We start from the raw sequence: 19,862 nt of genomic DNA, 5'->3' as shown, positions 1-19,862 counted from the left end.
GTCCCAAGTTCAGGTTAAATAGCTACAAAAAAGAGCAAGTATTGCTGCTTACTCTTTGATAGATAACTCCGCAACCTGTTTAACTAAACCGATACTTTAAAGCGGCTAAGTTGTTGGTTCAATTGCTCCGCTTTCTCTATCGCTAATTGCGCAGCAGCTAAAGAGTCGGTGGAGTTTTCCAAGTTAATGCGGGTTTTATCGGCTAGCTCCGTTAGGTTGCGGTCGATATCTTCGGTGACATGGCTTTGCTCTTCGGTAGAGGTGGCGGTTGAGATCGAAACCTCGCTCACCTTAGAAGTAGACTCTAAGATCTGATTAAGCGCTTCTAAGGTTTGTCCGGCTAAATCAACCGTGCCTTCGGCAACTGTGGAGCCTTTATTAATGGCATCTACTGCTTGGGTTACGCCGCTTTGTAGTGCTTCAATCATTTTTTGAATGTCTTCGGTAGATTGTTGAGTTTTACTGGCGAGGCTTCTTACTTCATCGGCTACCACGGCAAATCCGCGTCCTTGCTCGCCAGCGCGCGCTGCTTCAATGGCGGCGTTTAAGGCGAGTAAATTGGTTTGCTCGGCAATCCCGCGAATTACATCTAATACCGATGCTATGCGGTCGGAGTCTTGCGATAAGTTTTCAACTACATTGGCCGCCTCTTGAACGGTGTTAGACAGCAAGCTGATGTGTTCCACCGATTCTTTAGTCACTTTTTGCCCTTGTTCGGTTTGGCTATTTACCGTGTTAATTTCTTCGGCTGCATGATTGGCGTTATTCGCTACTTCTCTTATAGCTGCGGCCATTTGGGTGACTGCTGTGGCAATCATTTCTACCGATTGATTTTGCTCTTTACTTACTTCGGTTGTTTGTTCCGATTTTTGGCTAATCGCAGCTACAGACTGATTGAGCTCTTGAGAGAATTTATTCACATTGCCAATTAAACCTTCGAGTAAATCAACAAATTGGTTAAAGCTAGTGGCTAACTCGCCGATCTCATCATGGTTTTGTACTTCTAGGCGCTGAGTTAAGTCGCCATCACCTTGAGTAATGTCGTTAATACGGGTGGTAATACGGTTAATTGAATCAACTAAAACTTTAGGGCCAAAATAAGCCAATAAAATGGATAAAACTACGGCAATGCTTGCAATAATACCTAACATATTTAATTGACTGCCAACATCAGCAGAGGATTGTTGCTCAATATCATTGGCGAGCTTTTCTGCCGCTTCGGTAGCAATATTGTATAGCTCGCGCAGGCTTTCAAAGCTTTGCACGCTTTGGCCTGAGCTTAGTGCGATTGCCTGCTTTTTATTGCCGTTTTTAAGCAAGGTAAAAACCTCATTGCTGGGCTTTTTCCATTGATTAAACTTTTGCTCAAAACTTTGTAAGCCTTGAGTCGCACCAGGGTAGTCGCTTAACAGTTCTTTAAATTTTTGCATGCGCTGATGGGCTTGTTTAGCATTTTCTTGGTAATCATCGATTAAGCCGGCTAGCGCTGAACTTGGGGCGTCTAGTGCTTCTAACTCGGCTACTCTAGCTTGGTAAAGGTCTCGATCCGCATTTAGCACCGCTGCCAGAGCGGGCAAGATGTTTTCTTCTATGGTGAGTAAACTGTTGTAGGTACTTTTACCAACATTGAAGCCAATCAGCGATACCAAAATTAATAACAAAGCATTCACAGCAAAAATTAGCGAATACTTAAACCTCAAACTCTTAACATTCATCGTGACCGTCCGTAAAATACTTATTGATAATTAACTTATATAAAACAAGGCGCTATAGGCTTACTTATAAGTTTAAATTGTAGGCAAGCAGAATTAATTCTGTGTGAATGTTAATAAAATTTTACATTTTTGAGTGTGGCTTTGGATTTCCTCAAGGTTTTCTGTTTAGTTGATCATACATAATGACTAGGGTCTGTTGATCTTTGCTGATGGTTTATGCAGCAATTTATTAGCCATTTAGGCAAGGCAGTGAGTGTGCAGTTAAGTGGGCTTAATAATCACTTGCTAACGCTGAGAAATGCTGCCCGAAGGGTTCGGATAAGCGAACTTTACTCTTTGTTAAGCACTTTTTGCTTAGCCCACTAGGCTTCTAAGTGCTCGCCGCGATTAAAGCCCGCTTATCTCGAACAAAATTTCAACAGACCCCAGAGAGCTGGAAGGAGGTTTAGCCAAACCACCACACTAACAGCGCTTAGTGCATTTTGTTAGCGAGTAACTCTTGTAAGGCTAAGGGTAAGTAAGCTCGAAGGCGCTGGCTAATCGTATTTTGATGCCGTTGCCAGAGAATACCTAGATAGACCATCGCTAATCCAATCAGCGTTAGTGAAATTGGAAATAGCCAACTGTTTTTAAATACTTGATCGGCAAGGTAGTAAAAATAGTAAAAGCAGCCCATGGCAGCAAAAACCACAAATACGCGGCGGGCCAGAATAACCCCAGCCAGCATCATGGCTAGGTTAGTGAGAAAGTACAAAAATTTTGCCCACTCATTATTGGATTGTTGAAAACTTAAACCACACCAAAATGTGAGTACGCCAAAGAAATATAACCAAAACGCGAAATCGGCGCTGTGGCGACTGCGTAGATCAACCCAAAAAGCCAGCAGAATCATGGCTAAACCAAAATATAATGAAACCAAACTTCGTAACTGAAAATCGGGTCGTTCACCAGCTAACATGGCGGCGATGTCCATGCTCATATACCAAAGGGTAACGGCCAACGGCATTAACATAAATGGATAACGGTAGCGCCAACATAGAATTAAACCAACGACTAGGGTGGCGATTTCCATATATAGCCAATGCCATTGAACATAGCGGTGATAGTCGTGATATTGGCTAGAGCTAGGCCACCAACCCATCGCTTGTTGCAAGCCATATACTGCCAAAGGAGTGAGGCAAATAACAAAAGTGGCGCATAAACCCGCAGGAATAATATGGCCTTGCTGTTTAAAGCGTTGGCAAAGAAGTAGTGCCAACACCGCATACAACAGGCTAATGCTAACGATGCCCCAGCCTCCAAAACCTTCCCAAGCCAAGTTCATAAACAAGGTCATAGCGCCAATGGCGATTAATCCACCAAAGTAATACAACAAATGGCTAAAGCTAAATTGAGCCGTGGTGTTTGATTGCAGCTCTAAAAAGCTGAGCAAGTTTTCTGCTTGTTGCTGGCTGATGATATTAGCTTCAACGGCTTGTTGTAATTTACGCGAGGTAATTTGAGTCATTAGTGAGTCCTATTACGAGATTTCATCAGCTTGCCATTGTTCTTTTAAGAAAACTAAGTCATTTGTCAAAAATATCTACCCTAGGCTAACTTGACATATAAGCTTGGCTGTCGCTTTACTTACTTATTCTAAATGTTAACGGACATGATTCGCCTATGGCGCTTAAGTTTCTGATAGCCTTATTTTTTTTAAGCTTTAGCAGTTGTCTGAGCGCTAAGCACTCAGGCGAGTTCTATCGTTTTTATGCCTTGAACTCTAAACCCGCTGGCTTTGAAGAAGGCGGTGAGCCGAAAGGCTATTACGTCGATATACTTAAGCTTGTTGCTCAGCGCTTAAAGCGAGATGATGCCAAAGTGAATGTGGTTCCTTATCCACGAATTGTTAATGAGCTGCTGCATAACGAACAAGGAGTGGTGATTTCTTGCTTGTTTCCCAATAAAAAGTTTGACCAATCGATTCACCAGCCAATTGCCGTAGCCAGTTTTCAAACAGCGGTGGTCAGCCTAGTGGATAAGCCATTTACCTGGGATAACTTTGAAGGTAAAAGGGTGGCCTCGTTAAGAGGGGCTAGCAAAGTTTATGGGCTAAAGTTGTATGATGCAGCAGAGCAGGGGCGAGTGACCATGCTGTCGGCCTCGACCTACTCGCAGGCGCTTAAGTTGTTAGAGGCTGGGAGAGTAGATGGCTTTGCAGGCAACCTTGGGCTCATTTCGAATCTAGCGCAAGAGATGGATATTGAGCTTGCTCAGCCTGCTTATTTAGCGTCTACGAAGTCATATATCACTATTTCTATCGCCCCGAATACCGACAATGCTGAGCAAATTTTGCAAGACATTGAACTGAGCGTACAACAGCTTCTCGAGAGTGGCGAAATTCAAGATATTGTAGAGAGTTACCTACCTAAAGCGATTCAAGAACGCTAGCACTAAGCCTTATATTCTAGTGCTTGTATTGATTTAAAACCCGCCCCTTACTTTTAGCTTGTGGCATAGCGACTACACTTAAATGACATTTGCAAGATAGTGATTGCGGGGATAGCTTATGACGCGAGTTTGCTTATGGATAACATTAAGCTATTGCAGCTTAAGTTCAGCTTTAGTCGCTGAAGAGTTATGGGTGGGGAAAGTGTGTCCTGTTACCTACCAACAGCAAACACTAGGCGTATTGGTTTTTTCTGAAGCTTGGTATCACAGCAGTCGTCAGCAAGCGTCCTATATTCCGCGAGATAATGCCACTGGGGTGGGGCTAGAAATCCACCTATTTGCTAATCGCTTAGGCGAGTTAGAGTTAGCTAACCAAGCCCAGTGTAACCAATATCGCATGTTACAAATTCGCACCACCAATCGCCGTTTATTAGGCGATGAACGCAGGGCTCAAATTGATGCGCCAGCAAGCTTTGTTGAGCCTTTTTACGATGCTTTTCCCTTAGAACACGGCGCTGGCGTACATCAAACCCCAGCCGATACGCTCGATAAGCCCTGGAATGAACCTCCTACGAGAGCGTCTACCTTAGCCATTTACGACACCCCGTTTGTCTCTGATGCCTTGGGTAAAGAGGGCCAAGATATCATGGTGGAGTTTGAAACCTGCGTGGTGTGCCAAAGAGACCAAAGCTACGACACCATTTTGTCTTGTGGTCGCTGGGGTTATAGCCGCGAATATTTGGACGAAAATACTGGTTGGGCCGAGCCCGAATTTCATGGCACCGAATGCTTAAATAGCCCTAGTCCTCACTATCAAGAAACAGTGAGTTTGTCTGAAGAGTTTCCTTACAGTTATTGGCTAGATTGGCGTTAAGTTAAATCGGGGTATTTTCGTTGGTAACGTGGCAGCATGCTTTGATTACCCAATAAACCACCTTGGTGAATATATAAGCTTGGAGTTTCATCCGTTTGTTCCTCAAGAAAGCGCATTAAACATTGCCAGCCAATTGGGTCGTAGAGAAGCTCAAACTCAAGCTTGGTTTGCTGCTTAAGCGACAGCCAAGTTTGGTAGTGTTCGCGATATAACTTACCAAAGTGATACTTCTTGGCTCGCGGCAGAATAATTGGGTGAGTGGCGGTATTACTATTAAGTTGGGTAAATTGCAGGCTTAGATAGTTTTCATCTCCTACACAGGCGCAGCTATATACTTTAATGCAGGGATTCATTTGGCTAAAGTACTCACTCAAAAATAAGGCCGTGGTGCCGGTGCCTGCTGGCAGCATGATGTTTAAACGGCCAATTTGGTTTTGGTGCTGCCACTGTTCAATCTCTTCCGCTAGTGTGACCACCCCTTCGCGTGCATATTCACAGCGGCCACCTTCAGGGATAAATAATTGTTGCGGCGATAAGCTTGGCTTAACAATGGTTTGCATAAAGCTGTCTAAGTTAGCTTGCTGCTGACGATGTAAACTACTTACCTCAATGATTCGTGCGCCTAGCTCTAGCGCTGCTTGATAGTTGCCACAAGGATTTTGTTTTAGCCAGCTGGGGATATGGTCAACGTAGAACTCGCATTTCCATTGCTTAAGTTGCGCTAACGCAGCTAAAGAATACAGCGAGTTAGCTTGCGCAGATCCACTTCCTACTAGTGTGCTTACGCCCGGTTGCGGGTGATTTAAGAAGTGGTAGAACTTACGTGCTTTGTTGCCAGAAAACTGCGGGTGCAGCAAATCATCTCGCTTTACGTAGATTTTCTTGCGCTGAAAATGTACCAACTGTACCGGAGATGGTTTAAACAACAGGCAACCAAATGTGATGAGTCTGTGGTGATTAGTTTACGTTGACTTGATTCAGTGGCAAAGCAATTTAATGATTGTGAGCCAACAACTTGGGCGACTGCTTATTATTTCATTCAATTGTGAAAATTTGGTGACAAAAAACGATGAGCAAAAAGATCTATCTTAATTTTTTGCGATCCTCTTGAGATCATGGGCGCAGCCCAGCGTTGGCGCGGGAGATTAGATTTATGTGGATGACAAGACTTAGTTAACAAATAAAAATAGAAGCCTTAGTTGATTTTTTACTTGTCAATGAGAGTAACAACTGCCTATATCCGTCAGCACAATATATTTCACTGAAATAAGCAAAATAATCCAAACAGCTTTTCCCACAGAAACAGTGCACAAAGCTGTGGATAAAATTCTCTACCCTGTGAAGTTAGTGGCTTGCAGCGGATCGGCTTTTAGCGTCAATAATGTCACCTAAAATTAGTAAAAAATTCTTTTTTACTGCTTCTTTGTTTCGTGGCGTTGACATTTTTCTGTTAGTTAAAATAAATACAAAAATAGAACGTTTCATGAGCCTTGTTTTAAGAATGTAATAGCTAAAAAACTAAGTCTATATTGACCTGATTCGCAAAGATGTAAGCTAAGCTACTGATAGTGCTGTACTAGTCTAAGTGTGTTTTTTCGTAGGAATGTTCAATAATTGTTACTTTTATGCTGTTAGCGTAAGCAAGCTGATCGATATCACAGCAGCTTGTTTAAGAGACAAGCACTATAAAATGGTCGAAACTCAATAGCATATTGTGTTTTTTCTCAGTTTAAGGCTTTTCGATTTTCTAGATGATTTGGTTGCGTAGAACGATTAAATGTTAATAACTTGCGCTTATGTGAATAAGTTTGGCAATAATCAAGAGTAAAGCGCTAAATTTTGCTTAGCTGTAGGTAATTCATACTAAGGATCTTTGGCTAATTATCTGATCTGTTTTGTTGCTTATGCTAATTGTTATTTGTGCGCCTGAAGATGTCGCTAATATGCGTACTAAGGTAAAGTGAGCCTTTACGGAGGTGCAATGAAACAAGTTGATCAATTACTAGCTCAAGGGCTAAGCAAACAACAAGTCTACGAACATGCAGAGCAGCAGCAGTGGAATCTGCGAAAAGTAACTAAAGCCTTGGCGTCTATTCCCGAGCCTGGCACTTTGCAGCAATATTCCAAGCAGAAAGCTTTTTTGTTGGCAGTATTGCAGTTTATGGTGCTGAGTAAATTGGTGTTTGGTCTAATGGCTGCAGAACAAGTGAGTGCCCAGTTGTTAATGGCCTTATTGATGCCGGCTTTAGTACCTTTGTTAATTATTTTTATGATCTACAAAAATGCTGCCAATGGCTATCTACTGCTGATGGTGTTTTCAGGCTATTCGATCTATCAAAGCTTACCTTACATTTTCCAACTAGAAGGGCTGATTAATGTAGCCTTAAGTGCACTGTTTGCCGGTTTTACTTATTACCTTAAAAAGCGTTTGTTTCCTTTCCAGAATCTATTTCATACTGCAATTACTGGCCGAGGGCACTATATTTATCAACAAGTGGACAAATCTGATAACGCCGATAACTAAATAGAGAGGCTTAGTGCTTAAACGCTTAGAACTGTTGGTTCCTCCTCCTCTTTGGCTATTGTTATGTGTAGCTATAGCTTACGGCTTGGCGCAGTTAAGTGCGCAATGGAGTTGGCTAATACTCCCATCGGGCTTGGTAAAGCTGCAGTGGCCTTTGGTGTTTTTGGCGGCATTTATCGCAGCAGCAAGCCTGATTGGTTTTGCTCGAAAACATACAACTATCAATCCTCATCATCCGGAACGAAGTAAGCATTTAGTTGTGGAAGGGCTATATCGTTATAGCCGCAACCCAATGTATTTAAGTTTGCTGCTACTGTTAACAGCCTGGTGTTTGCATTTGCAGGCGGGTTTAAGCTTTTTAAGCTGCGTAGTGTTTGTACTGCTTATTAATCGTTTACAAATAGAGCCTGAAGAAAAGCTACTTACGCAGCAATTTAATCAACAATACCTGCAATATTGCCGCAAGGTTCGGCGTTGGCTTTAATTTAAGTGCAGGTTTTTTAACTTTACGGAGTGACTTTTACGCCAGATCAATTTGGTTAATTAAGCACTTAGGCTACACTACAGCCAATATGTAATGTGATCTCGATCTCCTTTTGTTCAGCTGAAAAGCTTTGCAGCCTTGCTGTTAAGACGCGGACTAGGGATAACTAGCACAGTTTTTTTAGAGTAAGCTAAACATGGCTAATCCAATTTCAGCACGCAAAGCTTGGGTAAAGGGTTCTTTACCACTGGCTGAGTATGCCGCTTCATGTAATCAAGCTCAGCTTCAGAGCTTATCTCCACAACTTCGTAATTTACGCCAAAATGGTGTAGATGCTTTGGTAGTGCCAGTGCATTGGCGCTACATAGCACCGTTTAGTGCCGAGCAATTAGATCAGGCAGAGTGCTGGGCGTCTCTTAAGCGCTTGTCGGCGCATTTGGTGTCGCATGGCTTTAAGCTGCAATACCAGTTGTTCTTTTCTTCCGATACTCAGCAAGGCACTGAACAACGTCTTCCTGACTGGTTTTGGGGCTCTATGCTGGCAGCATTACCCAAAACTCAAACTGCCGATGCGATTAAGTACGTTAACCAATATGGTCGCGACAATACCCAAAGCCCAAGTTTGTGGGCTGAAGCTGGTTTGGTGGAAATGTTTAGCCACTGGATGGGCTGCTTTGCACAGCACATGGCTGAGTTTGCGCCGCGTTGTGATGCTTTGCTGCTGGGCTTAGGGCCTAATGGTGAGGCATGTATTCCTTGGGGTGAGCGTGATGGTCAACCTATCTATCAAAGCTTTAGCCCAACTGCCTTGGCTGCTTTAGCCGAAGACATGCAACAGCAATATGGCTCGCAACAAGCTTGGTTGAGTTTGTGGGAGTTAAATGGCGATACACCTTGGCAAGAACAATTGGCCGAAACGCTAAGCCGTTGTTACAAGAACAAAACAAGTAATACCTGTTTTAAAGAGTTTAATGCATGGTATGCCAGTAATTGGCAAGCTTATGTAGGTAAAGTGTTGGCTGTCGCTGAGCAGCAGTTTACGGATGCATGGTCACACAGCCAGTTGTGTTTAAACATTCCTATGCCAGAGCTTACCGCAAGCGATCATCCTTGGTTGGGTTGTTTAACCGGGATTAATCCGCAGCCGTGGTTAGACCGCCCCCAATTGCTTGATTACCAAATCGCTCAGTTAGAGTATTGGCATGTGCAAGCTGCCGGTCGTTTGTTGATTGTGGCCAGCGGCGCTGAATCAAGCCATGCAACTCGTGTTAATCAAGCCTTACTTACTGCAATGCGTAAGCTAAAAATACCGGCCTTGGTACAAAACTCTCAGCCACAGGCTTTGGCTAGCCATCCAGGCTGGGATCAGCTTTATCATTCGGTATTACACGGTAGCGGGTTTGAAGGCTGGATCTTTAATGATATGTCTCAGTTAAATGAGCAGGCCATCGTTAAAGGGCGTTTGTCGCAACTTAATAAGTTTAAGTATCAAATTGCCGAAACTAAGCAATTGGGTAAAAAGCAGTTCCGAGTAATGGGGCCTTTGCATCTTAAAGTGGCCAACCAGAAACAACTGCTGGATGAAGAAAACTGGAAACAGTTTGAGGCGCAATTACGCCAGCTTCGTAGTATTGGTGTTACCGCCATTTCTACCGATATTTGGTGGGGCTTGGTGGAAGGAGACAAACCAGGCAAGTTTGATTGGAGTTACTACGACCGCGTAGTAAGCCTGCTTAAACGTTTAGGTTTGCAATGGGTACCTATTTTGTCGTTCCACCAGGCGGGCGGCAATGTGAACGATGACTTTATGCAAGCCATTCCCCTATGGTTGTGGGGCCGTTTACTGGAAAGCAACGATCAACTTAACTCGGTGCAAGATCTGCAATATGTATCGGAAACCGGCGATGCTTCTATGGAGTATGTATCGTTATGGGCCGATGAGTTTGTGATGCCTTATTACCAGCGCTTTATGGAAGCCTTTAAACAGCATTACATTAACCAAGCTGGCTTGATGGATGAAATCAACGTAAGCCTTGGCCCTGCAGGAGAGCTACGTTATCCAAGCTACAACGCCCACGACTGGGGTAATTACCCTAACCGCGGTACCTTGCAGTGTTACAGCCGCTTAGCAAAACAAGACTGGTTACGTTATTTAAAAGAGAAGTACCACAGTATTGCAGCGCTTAATGGCAGTTTTGGTTTTACTTGGGAAAGCTTTGAGCAAGCCGAAATTCCAGATGCAGATTGGTTATTTAGCCACAAGCGCTACATCCATAATGCGTGGGCGCGGGAGTTTTTAACCTGGTATCACAAAGCCTTGGTTGCTCATGGTCGACGCATTTTTGAAAATGCACTGAGTGTGTTTGACGATGATTCATTTGGCCAAGTGCCTATTGGCATTAAAATTCCGGGGATTCACTGGGTTGTAAGCGATCCCGAGTTGCCACGTGCAGCCGAGATTACCGCTGGCTTAATTGCAGTGCATCCAACCTTAAGCTGCAATAACCAGCAAGAGTACTTAGGTTTGCTTAAAGCCTTATTGCCAGAAGGCAAGCAAGCGCGTGCCGCGATTCATTTCACTTGTTTAGAAATGATAAACAAAGACTATGAAGGTTATTCTCGTGCAGCTGATTTAGTGGACTGGATGGCCGATGCAGCAGACGAATGCCAAGTATCGCTGATGGGTGAAAATGCACTTGCCGGTGAGTTATATGGCGAGCAGGGTTGGAAGCAAATGGGGCGTGCGCTAACGCGGGCACCTGGCTACGATGGTTTAACCTTGTTAAGAATGCAAAACTTCTTTGATGATGAGCCAACGCCAATGCGTGAGCTAAGAAAGCTGATTAACCGCATTAGCTAGGGTCTGTTGCTCTTTGGTGTTGAAATTTTGTTCGAGATAAGCGGGCTTTAATCGCGGCGAGCACTTAGAAGCCTAGTGGGCTAAGCAAGAAGTGCTTAACAAAGAGTAAAGTTCGCTTACCCGAACCCTTCGGGCAGCATTTTTTAGCCATTTATTCAGCGTTAGCGAGTAATTATTAAGCCCACTTAACTGCACACTCACTGCCTTGCCTAAATGGCTGCAAAAACCATCAGCAAAGATCAACAGACCCTAATAATTGGTGATTCATATTGATTAAGCGCAGCGACTAAGCTGCGCTTTTTTTATGCCTAGCGTCTGCTCAGCATTGGCGAGTGATTTAGCCAAACTCAAATAATGAGGATGGTGACTATAAACACCAAAAGGCGAGATAGCTCGGTAGCCGTGTTTAGCGTAAAACTGGATGGCTTGAGTGTTTGAGTTACGGGTGGCTAAATTAATTTGTTGATAACCCAGAGTTACAGCGTATTGCTCTAGAGCTTGCAAAATAACCTTACCCAATCCAGCCTGATGCGAGTAAATTCGCTTCATTTCACAAATACCTGGTTGTAGATACCTAAAACCACCGCAGGCGAGGGCTACACCCTTACGTTTAACTAATAGAAATACTGCATCTTCAGCTAAAAACTCATTTTCATTAAAACATTCAACCGCGCTGTTTCCAGTTAATTTCATTAAGGAATCGGCTTGGGCTTTTAGCAGTTGTTTGCTTTGTTCGCTGTTAGGATTTTCATAGCAAATTTCTATCATTGTTTTGTCAAAAATTTAATCAATACATAGACATAATTAGTGCTAGTCTTACTAACAAATGCTGCATATAGGTTAAAAACAAATGATATTTCCCTTACATTTTAAATGGATTTAAATTCTGTTGATTTTGTATTTTTGGGTTTATTTGTCTGGTTTTTGCCGTTAGTTTGATTTAATCATCTATTGTTGGCGTTGGCTTTCACGTAAAGTGCGTCGCAATTAGAGCTTGGGAGGAATTATGATCACGATAGAGTTGCTGGTGGTATTAGCAGCCATATTTTTAGGTGCGCGCTTAGGTGGCATTGGAATTGGTTTTGCGGGTGGTTTAGGGGTATTGGTGCTTACTCTTGGCTTGGGTATGAGCCCCGGCACTATTCCTATTGAAGTGATCCTAATTATTATGTCGGTGATTGCTGCCATTGCTGCAATGCAGGTAGCTGGTGGTTTGCAATATTTGGTGAATATTGCCGAGCGGGTGCTACGAAGTAACCCTAAGCAAGTTACCTTTCTTGCGCCGATTGTTACCTACATTATGACCTTGTTTGCCGGTACTGGGCATACGGCATTTTCTACCCTTCCGGTGATTGCAGAAGTGGCTAAAGAGCAGGGCATTCGCCCATCACGCCCTTTAAGCATTGCGGTTGTTGCCTCGCAAGTCGCCATTACTGCTTCGCCTATTTCGGCAGCGGTGGTACTGATGAGCGGCATGTTAGAAGACAAAGGCGTGGGCTATATTAGCCTGCTACTTATTTGTATTCCTGCCACGTTTTTAGCTTGTATGGTGGGAGCCTTTGTTGCCCAATTTATGGGTAAAGAGCTTAAAGATGACCCAGTCTATCAAGAACGTTTAGCCCATGGTTTAGTGAGTCAGCGAGATAAACAAGGTGAAGCTTTACCGGCCAGTGCTAAGCGCTCAGTGCTTATATTCTTAGTGGCTATTGTAGCGGTAGTGTTTTACGCAACGGCGATTAGTGATGCGGTTGGTTTAATTGAAAACCCAAGCTTGCCACGTAACGAAGCAATCATGGTGTTTATGCTAACTGCGGCCACCGCTATTGCATTGTTTTGTAAAATTGATACTGGCGAAGTGCTTAATGCCGCTACTTTTAAATCGGGCATGAGTGCCTGTATTTGTGTATTAGGTGTAGCGTGGCTGGGCGATACCTTTGTATCAGGTCATTTAGATGAAATTAAAGCTTTGTCGGGTGGTTTGTTAGAAGATCATCCGTGGATGTTGGCGCTTATTCTCTTTTTCGCCAGTATGTTGCTGTATTCACAGGCAGCAACCACGGCAGCCTTAATGCCTTCGGCCTTTATGTTAGGTGTTAGTCCAGAAGCGGCCATTGCTTCGTTTGCAGCGGTAAGTGCGTTGTTTGTGTTGCCTACTTACCCAACCTTATTAGCGGCTGTAGAAATGGATGATACGGGCTCTACCCGTATTGGGAAATGGGTATTTAACCATCCCTTCTTTGTGCCTGGCGTGGCTACAATTACCAGTTCGGTGATACTTGGTTTTATTTTTGCTGAAATCATTTTATAAGCACTTATACCTTTTTTACGTGCTTAATTTACGCTCTTAATAAATACTCGATAGGTTTTAGTTTAGCTATTTGTTGGCGCTGAACCTATCGGCAGTTTTGCTTTGTTTAAGTAAACGATCATAGCTAGTGGTTTGGGGCGTTAATTGCGGAGAATATTCTAAATGGTGGTATTTTTTTAGCTACGATAACACTTTTGGTGTTAGCGAAAGGAGGCTGCTAATCTTAGTTGGCACGCCATGCCACTGAAGCCAAGTTTTCTTTATTACCTGTAACCTAGATCTTTGTTAGTTTGATTGACGGCAATACTAATAGGAAATATTTAGCACCAATGCTAGTTATGCTTAATTTAGTTCACTGCAACAGTTGGATAGATGCCATATACTAGAGAGCAAGCATTCAAATTATCTTCTATATAGAGTCATTAATGGACGTAGAGCTACTCGAAGTTCGTAATTTTATTAGCCAATACCCTCCCTTTGATCAATTACCTGAAGAAGCAATTATAGAAGTCGCAAAAAGTGTAGAGATATCTTATTTCCGCGCAGGCAATATGATTATTGAGTTTGGCGACAAAATTCATGACTTTTTTATGATACGCAGTGGTGTGGTGGAAATTTACCGCCGCACCGGCGAGCTATACAATCGCTTAGATCAGGGCGGCGTTTTTGGACAAATGGGCTTGTTAACCAGCAATAAGGTTCGTTTTCCCGCCAAGGCGATGAAAGACACGCTGTTATATTGTATTCCCGAGAACATATTTGAAGAGTTTTGCGAGCGCTACGAGGTATTTGCCGACTTTGTGGAAGTTGAAAGCACTATCCGTCTGCAACAAGCGGTTGAAGATAACAGTGAAAATGCCAATTCTCTTACTACGTCGAAGGTAAAAACCATATTAAGTGCTGAACCGGTGATGCTGGACACTACCACTTCGATTAAAAATGTTGCCAAAATCATGTCTGAAGAAAATGTGTCAGCAGTCTTGATTCGTGACCCCAACTTGACTGACGAAGGTGGTGAAAGCTTCGTCGGTATAATTACTCAACGCGACCTTTGTGCCAAAGTCATTGCTCAAGGTTTAGATGTAGAGACTCAGGTCGTTGAGGTAATGTCTACCGAGCTTATCTCTTTAGATCACAATGCTTATATTTTCGAAGCTATGTTGCTGATGCTGCGTTATAACGTGCATCACCTGCCTATTTTAAAGAACAAGCAACCGATTGGTTTAATTGAGGTTAGCGATATTATTCGTTATGAGTCACAAAATAGTTTGCTGATTGTGAGCAGTATTTTTCAGCAAAACAGTGTTGATGATTTAGTCCTCCTATCTCATCAACTTAAAGATTGTTTTGTAAGAATGATTAATGAAGATGCCAATTCACACATGGTGGGGCGAGCCATGTCGGAAATTGGCCGTAGTTTTAAGCAGCGCTTATTGGAATTAGCTGAAGAAAAATTGGGACCTCCACCGGTGCCTTATTGCTTTTTGGCTTTGGGATCGATGGCTCGAGATGAACAGCTGATTGTGACCGACCAAGACAACGCGATTATTCTTGATAACCAATATGTGGAAGCGGAACACGGTAAGTATTTTGAAGAGCTTGCTCGCTACGTATGTGATGGTTTAGCCGCTTGCGGGTATACCTATTGCAGTGGCGACATAATGGCGACAAACCCGGAGTACCGTAAAACGCAAAGTCAATGGGAGGAGTGTTTCGCTGATTGGATCGATAATCCTAACCCTCAAGCACTGCTTAACTGCTCTATCTTTTTTGACCTTAACGGTGTGTATGGTAGGCCCAAATGGGCCGAGCAGTTAAATGCCTTTATTCTTCGAAAGGCTAAAAAGAACAACCGTTTTCTGGCTTGTTTAGCTAGAAACGCGTTAAATCGCACACCTCCCTTGGGCTTTTTTAAAGATTTTGTGATGGAAAAAGATGGTCGACATAACAATTCAATTAACCTAAAACGGCGCGGTACAGCGCCGCTGGCCGATCTTATTCGGGTACATGGCTTGGCTATTGGCTCGCAATCTCAGAACTCTTTTGACCGCTTAGAAGACATTATTGAGGCGGGAATTTTACCGCCTTCAAAAGGAAAAGATTTACAACATGCGATGGAGTTTATTTCTTTGGTGCGGATTCGCCACCAAGCCTTGGACATAGAAGCCAACCAAGAGCCTGATAATAATATTGAGCCGGAAAACATGTCTGACTTTGAGAGGCGAAATCTTAAAGATGCCTTTTTGGTGCTAAGCAGTGCGCAAAACTTTCTGAAGTTTCGTTATACCGCTAACAGTATGCAGAACAGCTAATGCCGAACCTTAATCAGCAAGACATTCTCAATTGGAAAGCCTTCTTTAAGATTAAAGCCTTAGAGAGCAAAGATCAGCGTTTGATCAATTTTTATAACGCTAGCACCTATCATGCAGACACCAAGCTTAAGGATATTGAGTTTGTGGCTTTAGATTTTGAAACCACCGGTTTAGATGCAAAGAAGAACAGCATTATTAGTATTGGTTTGGTGCCATTTACGCTGCAACGAATTGCTTGTAGGCAAGCAAAACATTGGTTTGTTACCCCAGAGGATAAACTAAAAGAAGACTCTATTGTTATTCACGGCATTACCCATTCTGATTTAAAGGGCGCGCCCAGTTTGCTGCGGATTTTAGAGCAGCTACTAGATGAGCTGGCCGGTAAAGTAGTGGTAGTACACTATCGCAGAATTGAACGAGATTTTTTGCATCACACGCTACGCAGCTTGATTAATGAAGGCATTATTTTCCCGCTGGTGGATACCATGCAAATTGAAGCCGACATGTTAGCCGCTCAACCTAAAAAGCTAATAGATTGGATAAGAAAACCTAAGCCTACGTCTATTCGACTGGCTAATACCCGTAGCCGTTATAACTTACCTGTTTACCCGCCGCATGATGCACTTACCGACGCCATTGCCACCGCCGAATTGCTGCAAGCGCAGATCCATTATCACTTTAGTGCCGATACCCCTATCAACAAACTGTGGTTGTAAAAAAGCCGAGTAGCGTAGGCTTACTCGGCTTTTAGTTGTTAAGGCTTAGAAAGTTTTAACTGCGTTTTTCGGTACGTAGACCCATTAACAAGCTTACACACATCACCAGCAATATAATGGTGAATGGCAAGGCCGTAGAAATGGCGCCAGCCTGCAATGCTTGAATAGCTTCGGTACCGCCAACCCAAACTAGCGCGGCAGCTATTGCGCCTTCAATGGTCGCCCAGAATACGCGCTGAGGAACCGGAGCATCCACTTTACCGCCCGAAGTAATGCTATCGATAACCAATGAGCCAGAGTCTGAAGAGGTTACAAAGAATACCAATACTAAAACGATCGCCAGTAAAGATAAGATGCTGCCCATTGGCAAGGCATCAAACATTTGGAACATAGCTAAAGGCACTTCGGTTAAGCCGTCGGCGCCTAAGCTTCCAACTTTGTTGACGATTTGATCAATCGCAACGCCACCAAATACCGACATCCAAAGCGTGGTTACTACCGTAGGTACAATTAGCACGGCAATGATAAACTCACGGATAGTACGGCCACGTGAAATACGTGCAATGAACATGCCTACAAATGGTGACCAAGAAATCCACCAAGCCCAGTAGAATACTGTCCAGCCGTGCATCCATGCTGAGTCTTCACGACCTATCGGGTTACTCAGTGGAATAATGTTTTCTATATAGCCCATAACGGTGGTTGGCACGGTGCCCATAGATACCGCAAAGGTGACTAAGGCAACAAATACTACCAAGGCTGCCGCTAGCAACATGTTTACGTTACTAATAAGTTTCACGCCGCCGTCAATACCGCGAACTACCGATACCACAGCCAATAGTGTCACCAAGAAAATGATGCCTATTTGCAGTAGTAAGCCATTATCTATACCAAATACATGGTGGAAACCACTGGCGGCTTGTTGTGCGCCTAAACCTAAAGAGGTTGCTAGACCAAACAGCGTGGCAAGCACCGCAAGAATATCTACAACGTGTCCAGGCCAACCCCAAGTACGATCACCCAAAATAGGGTAAAACACCGAGCGCATAGACAGTGGTAGGCCTTTGTTAAAGGCAAAAAAAGCCAGTGATAGAGACACCACACCGTAAATGGCCCAAGGGTGCAGACCCCAGTGGAACATAGTGGCGCCAAGCGCTAATTTAGCTGCTTCTGGCGTATTGGCAGTAACATTAAGTGGTGTTTCGTACCAGCCTGTAAAGTAAGCAACAGGCTCGGCTACGCCCCAAAACATAAGTCCAATGCCCATGCCAGCGGCAAATAGCATGGCTATCCACGACATCATTGAGTAATCGGTTTTGGCGTTTTCACCGCCTAGGCGTATTTTGCCGAACGGGGATACCACCATGGCTAAGCAGAACAGCACAAATATGTTAGCTGACCACATAAATAGGCCATCAAAGGCACCGATGATTTGCCACTTTATTCCATCTAATGCGGCTTTTGATACGTCTGGGTCAACCAGCAGTACGGCAATTAAGAACACGCCTATTAAAGATGCACTAATGCCAAAAACGGGGTTATGTACATCAAAACCCCATTTTTGAACATTATCTTGTCCGACAGTGTAATCGGTATTATCAATACTATATTTATCTTGATTGGTAGTCATTCATCCTCATTTAGCACAACGCTTATGCGATTTTGTGTGCCTACTTTACCTTAATAAGCGTAAATTTTCAGAAACCAGCTCAAAGTAAGTCCTTCTATGAGCTTATTGTAGGTGCAATTTGATAAATTTTTTATGAAAGCTTTGTTTTGATGAGGCTCTGGCGGTGCTTTGTCTGCTTAGCATTAGAGCAATGGATTTGGCGTTCTTGTTTAAGGGTGTTTTTCCTTAGTTTAAGCCTCTACAATGAGCAACTAATTTGCTTTAGCTTAAACTTGGCTTGGGCTGAATATTACACTTTACTCTCTTAAGGAAGGGCGAATGCGTTTAGTATCGTGGAACGTAAATGGCATTAGAGCAGTGATGAAGAAAGACTTCATGGCTTCGCTAGAATCAATGCAAACCGATGTGCTGTGTTTACAAGAAACCAAAGCACAAGATGATCAAGTGCTTGAAGCCCTAAGTGAGCTAGAGGGATACCACATTTACAGCAACTCGGCGGTTAAAAAAGGTTACTCAGGTACTGCCATTTTAACTAAAGAGAAGCCGCTAAATGTTGAATATGACATGGGTATTGAAGAGCACGACCAAGAGGGGCGGGTAATTGCGGCAGAGTACGCCGAGTTTATTCTGGTCACCGTATACACGCCTAATTCTGGCAGTGAGTTAAAACGTCTTGCTTACCGCCAACAATGGGATGCAGATTTTCTGGCTTACCTAAAAGGCTTAGAACAACGCAAGCCTGTTTTAGTTTGTGGCGATTTAAACGTAGCTCATAAGGATATTGATTTAGCCCGTCCAAAACCTAACTACAACAAAAGTGCTGGCTATATGCAGGAAGAAATTGACGGCATTGATAATTTAACCGCCGCTGGTTTTGTTGATACCTTCCGCTTAAAGAAACAGGATGAGGTTAAATACAGCTGGTGGAGTTACCGAGCTGGCGCACGTGGCCGAAACATTGGCTGGAGAATTGATTACTTCTTGGTGAGTGAAGCCTTTGCTGCTCAAGTGAGTGATGCTGATATTTTGAATGATGTTATGGGCTCAGATCATTGCCCTGTGCAAGTGGATGTTGCGGTTTAATTTTCCCCTGAACTAAATAAAAACGCTACTTATTATAAGCAGCGTTTTTTTGTTGTTACTTGGCGGTTTAGTTTAGCAAGCTTGTTTCTAACTCAGCAAAGTACTCGCGGGCGTCTTTCATGTCACGGTAGCGAGGGTAGCCGTCTTCATCTTCCCAATTGCATGAGCGCTTTACATATTCCAACCACATTAAGGTTTGTTGCTGTTGGTCATTGATATAGCTAAGCACTGGCTGTTCAAGTTGCTTTGGCGCTGGATAGTATTGCTTGAGCAGTTGATGAACAGCTTGTGCTCTGCGTAGCTGTTTAACGGAGTTCAGATTACAGTACTTGAGTGCGTTTGGACCGGGATTAGCTAGCAGCAATTTACCGTCGAGTTCATCGCTAACAACTATACTGCTTAGCTTAACCGTTTCTATATCTAGCATCTTAGTTGAGGCTTGCGCTAACATGGTATAACTAAATGTTTCGGTTTGTACTGTTACTGGGTAGTAATTTAATGAGTGCCCTGGCATCAATAAACTGGCTTCCACCTTACTGCTTGCCTCCAGTAGAAATTCACCTTGCTGATTGGATTGTGTCGCCGCTTCCGGTGAAGCAGGGTGGTAAGCAGTAATACCACTTAAAGGACTAAAGTTAGCGCTCTCTCTTGGGGTAAATAACACTACCGTCCCTTGCACTTGTGGTGTGAGGTAAACGGTTTGAATGGTAGGTACACATGCTAACAATAATGAGCTCAAAGCCATTGTTGCTATAAGGCGAGTTTTGCCAGCAATCATTACCATTACTTGTTTTCCAGAATCTTTTGTCAGCTAGGTCTTATCGGCTGATGGTCACCGCTTAACTTGCATTTGTAACTCAAAACTAGGCGAATGTTACTGTTTTAAACGAAGCCTTCGGGCAGCGTTGGTGGCTTATTTCAACTGC

General features: G+C 43.4%; 15 protein-coding genes. 9 read left to right on the top strand and 6 right to left on the bottom strand.

The annotated features are described in order from the left end of the window. Positions 1–83: 83 nt before the first annotated feature. On the bottom strand, positions 84–1,715 hold the full coding sequence (locus K5L93_RS04990) for a methyl-accepting chemotaxis protein (RefSeq protein WP_220718735.1): 1,632 nt from the start codon (positions 1,713–1,715) through the stop codon (positions 84–86). Between the two features lie 472 nt (positions 1,716–2,187). Continuing rightward, the gene (locus K5L93_RS04985) at positions 2,188–3,222 is read right to left on the bottom strand and encodes a DUF2157 domain-containing protein (RefSeq protein ID WP_220718734.1); all 1,035 of its coding nucleotides are present in this window, start codon (positions 3,220–3,222) and stop codon (positions 2,188–2,190) included. Between the two features lie 155 nt (positions 3,223–3,377). Here K5L93_RS04985 and K5L93_RS04980 point away from each other — a divergent pair, with 155 nt between their 5' ends. Both K5L93_RS04980 and K5L93_RS04975 read left to right on the top strand, forming a co-directional pair. Next, positions 3,378–4,145, top strand: coding sequence for a transporter substrate-binding domain-containing protein (locus K5L93_RS04980; RefSeq protein WP_220718733.1), 768 nt, complete (start codon positions 3,378–3,380; stop codon positions 4,143–4,145). 118 nt (positions 4,146–4,263) lie between these two features. Then, positions 4,264–5,019, top strand: a complete 756-nt coding sequence (locus tag K5L93_RS04975) for a hypothetical protein (RefSeq protein ID WP_220718732.1) — start codon at positions 4,264–4,266, stop codon at positions 5,017–5,019. Here the strand turns inward: K5L93_RS04975 and K5L93_RS04970 are convergent. After that, the gene (locus K5L93_RS04970; protein ID WP_220718731.1) at positions 5,016–5,945 is read right to left on the bottom strand and encodes a pyridoxal-phosphate dependent enzyme; all 930 of its coding nucleotides are present in this window, start codon (positions 5,943–5,945) and stop codon (positions 5,016–5,018) included. The genes K5L93_RS04975 and K5L93_RS04970 overlap by 4 nt on opposite strands. Positions 5,946–7,000: 1,055 nt before the next feature. Here K5L93_RS04970 and K5L93_RS04965 point away from each other — a divergent pair. From K5L93_RS04965 to K5L93_RS04955, 3 genes are all read left to right on the top strand, one after another. Continuing rightward, on the top strand, positions 7,001–7,543 hold the full coding sequence (locus K5L93_RS04965; RefSeq protein ID WP_220718730.1) for a hypothetical protein: 543 nt from the start codon (positions 7,001–7,003) through the stop codon (positions 7,541–7,543). A 13-nt stretch (positions 7,544–7,556) separates the two neighbouring features. Continuing rightward, the gene (locus K5L93_RS04960; protein WP_246614988.1) at positions 7,557–8,027 is read left to right on the top strand and encodes a methyltransferase family protein; all 471 of its coding nucleotides are present in this window, start codon (positions 7,557–7,559) and stop codon (positions 8,025–8,027) included. A gap of 196 nt (positions 8,028–8,223) precedes the next feature. Continuing rightward, entirely contained in the window at positions 8,224–10,887 is a 2,664-nt protein-coding gene (locus tag K5L93_RS04955; protein WP_220718729.1) for a family 14 glycosylhydrolase, read from the top strand. 273 nt (positions 10,888–11,160) lie between these two features. Here the strand turns inward: K5L93_RS04955 and K5L93_RS04950 are convergent, their stop codons facing one another. Continuing rightward, the gene (locus K5L93_RS04950; protein ID WP_220718728.1) at positions 11,161–11,655 is read right to left on the bottom strand and encodes a GNAT family N-acetyltransferase; all 495 of its coding nucleotides are present in this window, start codon (positions 11,653–11,655) and stop codon (positions 11,161–11,163) included. A gap of 238 nt (positions 11,656–11,893) precedes the next feature. Here K5L93_RS04950 and K5L93_RS04945 point away from each other — a divergent pair, with 238 nt between their 5' ends. The 3 genes from K5L93_RS04945 to K5L93_RS04935 all read left to right on the top strand — a co-directional run bounded on the left by K5L93_RS04945 (position 11,894) and on the right by K5L93_RS04935 (position 16,223). Further along, on the top strand, positions 11,894–13,195 hold the full coding sequence (locus K5L93_RS04945; RefSeq protein ID WP_220718727.1) for an anaerobic C4-dicarboxylate transporter: 1,302 nt from the start codon (positions 11,894–11,896) through the stop codon (positions 13,193–13,195). A 425-nt stretch (positions 13,196–13,620) separates the two neighbouring features. Then, positions 13,621–15,507: a DUF294 nucleotidyltransferase-like domain-containing protein gene (locus K5L93_RS04940; RefSeq protein ID WP_220718726.1), complete on the top strand. Its 1,887-nt coding sequence runs from the start codon at positions 13,621–13,623 to the stop codon at positions 15,505–15,507. Continuing rightward, complete coding sequence (locus K5L93_RS04935; protein ID WP_220718725.1) at positions 15,507–16,223, top strand: 3'-5' exonuclease; 717 nt, start codon at positions 15,507–15,509, stop codon at positions 16,221–16,223. The genes K5L93_RS04940 and K5L93_RS04935 overlap by 1 nt, the downstream gene beginning before the upstream one ends. A 55-nt stretch (positions 16,224–16,278) precedes the next feature. On the opposite strand, the gene K5L93_RS04930 is transcribed toward K5L93_RS04935, so the two are convergent. Continuing rightward, positions 16,279–17,853: a BCCT family transporter gene (locus K5L93_RS04930; RefSeq protein WP_220718724.1), complete on the bottom strand. Its 1,575-nt coding sequence runs from the start codon at positions 17,851–17,853 to the stop codon at positions 16,279–16,281. Positions 17,854–18,171: 318 nt separating this feature from the next. On the opposite strand from K5L93_RS04930, the gene K5L93_RS04925 reads away from it, so the two are divergent. Then, positions 18,172–18,936, top strand: a complete 765-nt coding sequence (locus K5L93_RS04925) for an exodeoxyribonuclease III (protein ID WP_220718723.1) — start codon at positions 18,172–18,174, stop codon at positions 18,934–18,936. Positions 18,937–19,003: 67 nt separating this feature from the next. On the opposite strand, the gene K5L93_RS04920 is transcribed toward K5L93_RS04925, so the two are convergent. Next, on the bottom strand, positions 19,004–19,720 hold the full coding sequence (locus tag K5L93_RS04920; RefSeq protein WP_220718722.1) for a hypothetical protein: 717 nt from the start codon (positions 19,718–19,720) through the stop codon (positions 19,004–19,006). Positions 19,721–19,862 lie beyond the last annotated feature (142 nt).

The organism is Agarivorans litoreus (assembly GCF_019649015.1).
GTDB classification, from domain to species: Bacteria; Pseudomonadota; Gammaproteobacteria; order Enterobacterales; family Celerinatantimonadaceae; genus Agarivorans; species Agarivorans litoreus.
Note: the sequence above shows the minus strand (reverse complement) of the source record. Positions and strands in the feature narration are given on the sequence as shown.

Bases quoted from the DNA above. Each gene is read 5' to 3' on its own strand.
- K5L93_RS04990 (WP_220718735.1), bottom strand. From the start codon at position 1,715: ATGAATGTTAAGAGTTTGAGGTTTAAGTATTCGCTAATTTTTGCTGTG.
- K5L93_RS04985 (WP_220718734.1), bottom strand. From the start codon at position 3,222: ATGACTCAAATTACCTCGCGTAAATTACAACAAGCCGTTGAAGCTAAT.
- K5L93_RS04980 (WP_220718733.1), top strand. From the start codon at position 3,378: ATGGCGCTTAAGTTTCTGATAGCCTTATTTTTTTTAAGCTTTAGCAGT.
- K5L93_RS04975 (WP_220718732.1), top strand. From the start codon at position 4,264: ATGACGCGAGTTTGCTTATGGATAACATTAAGCTATTGCAGCTTAAGT.
- K5L93_RS04965 (WP_220718730.1), top strand. From the start codon at position 7,001: ATGAAACAAGTTGATCAATTACTAGCTCAAGGGCTAAGCAAACAACAA.
- K5L93_RS04955 (WP_220718729.1), top strand. From the start codon at position 8,224: ATGGCTAATCCAATTTCAGCACGCAAAGCTTGGGTAAAGGGTTCTTTA.
- K5L93_RS04950 (WP_220718728.1), bottom strand. From the start codon at position 11,655: ATGATAGAAATTTGCTATGAAAATCCTAACAGCGAACAAAGCAAACAA.
- K5L93_RS04945 (WP_220718727.1), top strand. From the start codon at position 11,894: ATGATCACGATAGAGTTGCTGGTGGTATTAGCAGCCATATTTTTAGGT.
- K5L93_RS04940 (WP_220718726.1), top strand. From the start codon at position 13,621: ATGGACGTAGAGCTACTCGAAGTTCGTAATTTTATTAGCCAATACCCT.
- K5L93_RS04935 (WP_220718725.1), top strand. From the start codon at position 15,507: ATGCCGAACCTTAATCAGCAAGACATTCTCAATTGGAAAGCCTTCTTT.
- K5L93_RS04930 (WP_220718724.1), bottom strand. From the start codon at position 17,853: ATGACTACCAATCAAGATAAATATAGTATTGATAATACCGATTACACT.
- K5L93_RS04925 (WP_220718723.1), top strand. From the start codon at position 18,172: ATGCGTTTAGTATCGTGGAACGTAAATGGCATTAGAGCAGTGATGAAG.
- K5L93_RS04920 (WP_220718722.1), bottom strand. From the start codon at position 19,720: ATGGTAATGATTGCTGGCAAAACTCGCCTTATAGCAACAATGGCTTTG.